Origin of the sequence: Dietzia sp. UCD-THP (assembly GCF_000349585.1) — a bacterium.
Lineage (GTDB): Bacteria > Actinomycetota > Actinomycetes > Mycobacteriales > Mycobacteriaceae > Dietzia > Dietzia natronolimnaea_A.
Genome location: NZ_KB714667.1, coordinates 6,787 through 11,533, shown reverse-complemented (window position 1 = coordinate 11,533; position 4,747 = coordinate 6,787). Strand labels below are relative to the sequence as shown.

The window sequence follows — 4,747 nt, the reverse complement described above, 5'->3', positions numbered from 1 at the left end:
CACCTTCTTCGCCGACCTGGTTGCCCGCGGCCTGGGCGGGGTGCGGCTGGTGACCTCCGATGCCCACGCCGGGCTGGTCGGGGCGATTGCGGCGAACCTGCCGGGAGCCGCGTGGCAACGCTGCCGCACCCACTACTCGGCGAACCTCATGGCGGTGTGCCCCAAGTCCATGTGGCCGGCCGTGAAGGCGATGCTGCACAGCGTGTACGACCAGCCCAACGACACCGCGGTGCACGAGCAGTTCGACCGGCTCCTCGAGTACACCGAAGGCAGACTGCCCGACGTGGCTGAGCACCTCGGCGACGCCCGCGAGGACCTGCTCGCCTTCACCGTGTTCCCCGACGACGTGTGGCGACAGATCTGGTCCAACAACCCCACCGAACGGCTCAACCGAGAGATCCGCCGCCGCACCGACGTCGTGGGCATCTTCCCCAACCGAGATGCCATCGTCCGCCTCATCGGCGCCGTCCTTGCCGAGCAGACCGACGAATGGGCCGAAGGCCGCCGCTACCTCGGCCTCGAAGTCCTGAGCCGCTGCCGACTCACCCTGACCACCGACAACGACACCAGCTCGCAGACGGAGGTGACCACTGATGCACTGATGCAACTACCCGCCTGATCACCAACGAAGGATCACAATTCAGTTACACCACTTCTAGGGGCTTGACCTCCGCTCCGCTTCGTTGGCGCGCCGTCGGGGGACCGCAGTCTTCGTAGCCGCCGCTGCGCTGGTTCCTCCGATGCTGCTGGCGGTTGCTGGAGTACTGCTAGTTCTGGCGCTCATCTTTGACCGCGCTTCGCTGGCAGCTCTCGCGCTGTAGTCGGCCTGCCCGCTTCGGGAGAGGTGCAGCTCGTGCGTGTCCACCTGGGGTACGCCCGCTGTGGACTACGAAATGGTGGCGAGAGCGCGTCAAACTAGGGTCCTTTCTTGTTTTTATTGATCGCTGTCCATCACGCTCATAGGACCTACATGGACACGGGGGCAGGAGGCGCAGCATGGGAGAGACGGTCGGTTATGCGCGGGTGTCGGCGGCAGAGCAGAGTCCAGCGAGGCAACTCGATGCACTCGCGGGCGCCGACGAGTTGTTCATCGACAGGGCATCCGGTGCGAGCACTGATCGGCCGGAGCTGGAGAAGCTGATTCAGTACGTCAGACGCGGTGACGTGGTGCGCGTGAAGTCGCCAGACCGGCTCGCACGCTCGACTACCGATCTCCTGATGCTTGTTCGACAGCTCCGGGACAAGGGTGTCGGTGTCGAGTTCGTAGACAACCCCGAGCTGAGCACGGATACCCCGCAAGGGGAGTTCATGCTGACGATCCTCGGTGCCGTGGCGCAGCTCGAACGAGCAACCATCCGCGAACGCCAGTTGGAAGGAATCGCCCTCGCCAAGAAGAGGGGCGTTTACAAGGGCCGCAAGCCGGCTTTCACCGATGCGCGAGCGGCGGAGCTGCTGGAACGGTTAGCCGACGGCGAGCGTGTTTCGGCCCTCGCCCGTGAGTACGGGGTGAGCCGCCAGACCATCTACAACGTCCGTGACCGGGCCGTAGACGAGGCGTAATTTGCCGCTACCTCGATCACTACTAATCTACTAGCCAACAGTGTGCCAGCCTGCTAGTGTAATAGTGAATCGACACTGACAGGGAGGGCGGCCATGCCGACGATCACGATTGCCAACGCGAAGGGAGGCGTCGGCAAGACCACGACCGCGATCTACCTCGCCGCGGCAGCCGTCGCAGACGGCTACACGGCCGAAGTGCTCGACCTGGACCCACAGGCGTCTGCGCTCGATTGGGCGGCAGGCGCCGCCGAGGCGGGCGCGCCGTTCCCGTTCAAGGTGTACGCGGCCGAAGGCCACGAGCTCGCGCACCGCGAGCCGCGCGCCGACTTCACGATCATCGACACGCCGCCGATCATTCCCAACGTGATTGACGCGGCCGTGGATGCGGCTGACTACGTGATCCTGGTGACGACACCCGAGCCTGCCTCCACGCGGCAGGCGTGGAAATTGGCGCCTCATCTCAGACACCGCGAGTACGCGGTGCTGTTTGTGAACGGCGAAGCTGGCAGGCGGCTCCTGGAGGAGACGCGAGCGGCGTTCGCAGAGTTCCCCTTGTTCCCCGGCTACATTCCGCGCCGGGAGGCGATCAAGCGCTCGAACGGTCTGGGGATCATCGAGAAGCCCGGACTGTTCGGATACACCGACGTGTGGCGCCACCTGGTGCCCACCCAGACTGAGAGGACGACACCATGAGCGACGCACCGAACCTGACCGGACGCAAGCCGAGCCCGATTGGCCAGACTGCGAAGAAGGCTCGCACGTCGAGCGCTAGCGAGGCGTTCGCGCCTAGTGCTCCGGCAGCGGCCGCGCCGAAGCGGGACAAGGGCGTGATGGTCTATCTGACCGACGCCGAGCGAAAGGCGTTCAAGAGATGGGCGTTCGACAACGATCTGTCGATGTCCGACGTGCTCGCAAAGCACGTGGCCGAGCTCCTGGCCACTGAGGCGGCCGAGTGACGACGAGTGGCGGTCAGCGACCGCGTTCTACCCGGGCGCAGATAGTCACGTCCGTCTGTGCGGCGCTGTGTGCTGTGGGTGTAACCGCCGGAGCACTCTTCATGGTTGTGGGCGTACAGATCGCGGGGGCCGTATTTGGTGGACTCGGATCGGTCGGGGATGAGGCGGTCAAGGCGGTCTCGGTACCGACTGTCGAAACGGTCTGCCTCAACTACGCGGCAACGGTTCTCGACCTCAATGCCGCAGGGTTGGATCATGACGCAATCGTGCGCGTGATGGAGAACGCACTTTCGGCGGACGACCTTAGTCCCGATGCCGTTGCGGAGATTCGCGAGCTGTCACTCATGAGTGCAGACTTCTGTGGTCCCGTGCGTGACGTTCTCACCGCCGCTGGACGCTGATAAGAGCCGGATACAACTGTGCCCCCGCCCATGATGGGCGGGGGCACAGTTCGTGTGTGGACTTGCTCAAGCAAGCGCCGCGAGAGCGTTGCCCAGATCGGTGCTCACCTGCTGCGCCGCGCGGTTCACGTCGTGGCTGACCTGGTTAGCCGCGGCCTGCACGTCATAGCTGACCTGATCGGCCGCAACCTGTACGTCGGCACCGAGCTGGCCGGCAATCACCGCGAGGTCCGGGCCAGGCGCCGGGACGGGCACCGGCACGACCGGCGGAGCCGCCGGCGCTGGAGCGGGTGCAGCGGCCGGCGACGTGCCGACATTGGCGCCCTGGCCGAGCACGGTTCCCGACGTGTCCCGAGTGCCGGTCGAAGGCTCAACCGGCGTGCTGCCCGGCTGTCCGGACGGCTTGTTTCCGACAAGCGGCTGGTACCCGTTGGCGACGCGGGCTTCGTTCTCCAGATCCCACACAATATCGGCGGCGAGCCCCTGCAACGTCTCGGTTCCGCCGGGCACAGTCTGCGCACCGAGACCAGCGCCGCCAGCGGCGCCACCAACAGCGCCGGTGACGATTCCAGCGCCCGCGCCAACGCCGGCGCCAACCACTCCACCCACAGCGGCGCCAGCGGCAGGCCCAGCCGCGGCGGCGATAGCGTGGCATGGAATACCGATTCCGGGTGCCACAATGGTGACGACTCCGCACGAAATCTGCGCCGGAATCTGCGCAGCGGTGCCGACAGCGCCGCCCACGAGCGCGCCGGTGACACCCGTACCGGCCGCGCCGACCAAGCCGCCGCCAGCCGCGCCGAGGGACCCGCCAGCGAACGCGCCGACCCCGGCAGCTCCTAGCACCTGATCGAGATGACGCCGCTCCTCGCCAGCGCGGGCGGCAACGTTGGAGTCGAAGGTGTTGAGAACATCGACCGCGCGGACGTTCTGAGACACGCTCGGATCGAGCAAGAGCAGACCGCCGGACTCCTGCACAACCTGGCGATCAACGACCACGGTCTCAGTGACCGTCTGAGTGATGACGCGGGGCGGTGCAGCAATGATCAACGGTTGCGCAGCTTGCTGAATTGCAGGCGCCGCTTGCTGCACCGCAACCGGCACACTCGGCGCCTTGCGAACAGTCGGAACCTGAGGCGAGGGCGCCGCGCGGTTGGGCACCTGAGGAGAGGGCGTCGGTTGCGCCAATGCGGCGGCGGTCGAACCGAGAGTGAGCGCGATTGCGACCGCACTCGCGGCCGCCACCGGGCGGCGGAAAGGCTGAGTCATGAAAGCTCCAATGTTGGACGAGAGAACACGCTCAGATTACGTCAGAACTTGTGTCGTCGCTAGGCCGAAGTTGTGCCCGTCGCGATGTGCTCGAAGTGCGCGGAGACTTACGCTTGCGAGGCAGCCGCCTAGCGAGCGTGCCTTCAGTGATTCCAAGCGCCTCCGCGATCACTGATCGGTTCACGTCGAGCCCAGCCAAAGTGTCGAGCGCTGATTCCAGATCGGCGCGGGCTTCACGCAACTCCTGGTCGAGCTTGCCGATCAACTGAAACGACCGGACAGCGCGCCCGATCTCTTCGCCAGCGCGAGCCTCGCGCGCCTCGAACTCCTGCCGCGCCTTCGCGAGAGCGCGTGTAGTTATGTCGTCAACTGACGGTGTCTCTGCTACGTTCTCATGTTCCATGAGCGGGACGTTAGCACGGGCGCGACCCCGCGCCGCGAAACGCGGACAAGCGATGAGAACAGACGGAACGAAGCGCGCAAAAACTGTGTGATCTAGATGTAATCTAGTTGTAAGACAGATTACCGCTAGATTACAGGGCTGACTGCTCCCCACCTGGC

At 65.4% G+C, this 4,747-nt stretch carries 7 protein-coding genes; 5 read left to right on the top strand and 2 right to left on the bottom strand.

Features of this window, described 5'->3' with window-relative positions:
• The 5 genes from H483_RS37160 to H483_RS39350 form a co-directional block, all read left to right on the top strand.
• Nucleotides 1-619 (top strand): IS256 family transposase (locus tag H483_RS37160; protein WP_017838479.1); only part of this gene is annotated, 619 nt, incomplete at its 5' end.
• Nucleotides 620-996: 377 nt separating this feature from the next.
• Complete coding sequence (locus H483_RS37155; RefSeq protein WP_017838478.1) at nt 997-1,560, top strand: recombinase family protein; 564 nt, start codon at nt 997-999, stop codon at nt 1,558-1,560.
• Nucleotides 1,561-1,653: 93 nt separating this feature from the next.
• Nucleotides 1,654-2,253, top strand: a complete 600-nt coding sequence (locus H483_RS0120280) for a ParA family protein (RefSeq protein WP_017838477.1) — start codon at nt 1,654-1,656, stop codon at nt 2,251-2,253.
• Complete coding sequence (locus tag H483_RS39355; protein ID WP_146776302.1) at nt 2,250-2,516, top strand: hypothetical protein; 267 nt, start codon at nt 2,250-2,252, stop codon at nt 2,514-2,516. Before H483_RS0120280 ends, H483_RS39355 begins: the two co-directional genes overlap by 4 nt.
• Before the next feature lie 101 nt (nt 2,517-2,617).
• Nucleotides 2,618-2,917 (top strand): hypothetical protein, encoded by a 300-nt coding sequence (locus H483_RS39350; RefSeq protein WP_146776301.1) that lies wholly within the window; start codon nt 2,618-2,620, stop codon nt 2,915-2,917.
• A gap of 66 nt (nt 2,918-2,983) precedes the next feature.
• Here the strand turns inward: H483_RS39350 and H483_RS37150 are convergent, their stop codons facing one another.
• Entirely contained in the window at nt 2,984-4,186 is a 1,203-nt protein-coding gene (locus tag H483_RS37150) for a hypothetical protein (RefSeq protein WP_146776300.1), read from the bottom strand.
• A gap of 31 nt (nt 4,187-4,217) precedes the next feature.
• A complete protein-coding gene (locus tag H483_RS39345; protein ID WP_146776299.1) occupies nt 4,218-4,589 on the bottom strand; it encodes a hypothetical protein in 372 nt (123 codons plus the stop codon).
• Nucleotides 4,590-4,747: the final 158 nt, after the last annotated feature.

Bases quoted from the DNA above. Each gene is read 5' to 3' on its own strand.
- H483_RS37155 (WP_017838478.1), top strand. From the start codon at position 997: ATGGGAGAGACGGTCGGTTATGCGCGGGTGTCGGCGGCAGAGCAGAGT.
- H483_RS0120280 (WP_017838477.1), top strand. From the start codon at position 1,654: ATGCCGACGATCACGATTGCCAACGCGAAGGGAGGCGTCGGCAAGACC.
- H483_RS39355 (WP_146776302.1), top strand. From the start codon at position 2,250: ATGAGCGACGCACCGAACCTGACCGGACGCAAGCCGAGCCCGATTGGC.
- H483_RS39350 (WP_146776301.1), top strand. From the start codon at position 2,618: ATGGTTGTGGGCGTACAGATCGCGGGGGCCGTATTTGGTGGACTCGGA.
- H483_RS37150 (WP_146776300.1), bottom strand. From the start codon at position 4,186: ATGACTCAGCCTTTCCGCCGCCCGGTGGCGGCCGCGAGTGCGGTCGCA.
- H483_RS39345 (WP_146776299.1), bottom strand. From the start codon at position 4,589: ATGGAACATGAGAACGTAGCAGAGACACCGTCAGTTGACGACATAACT.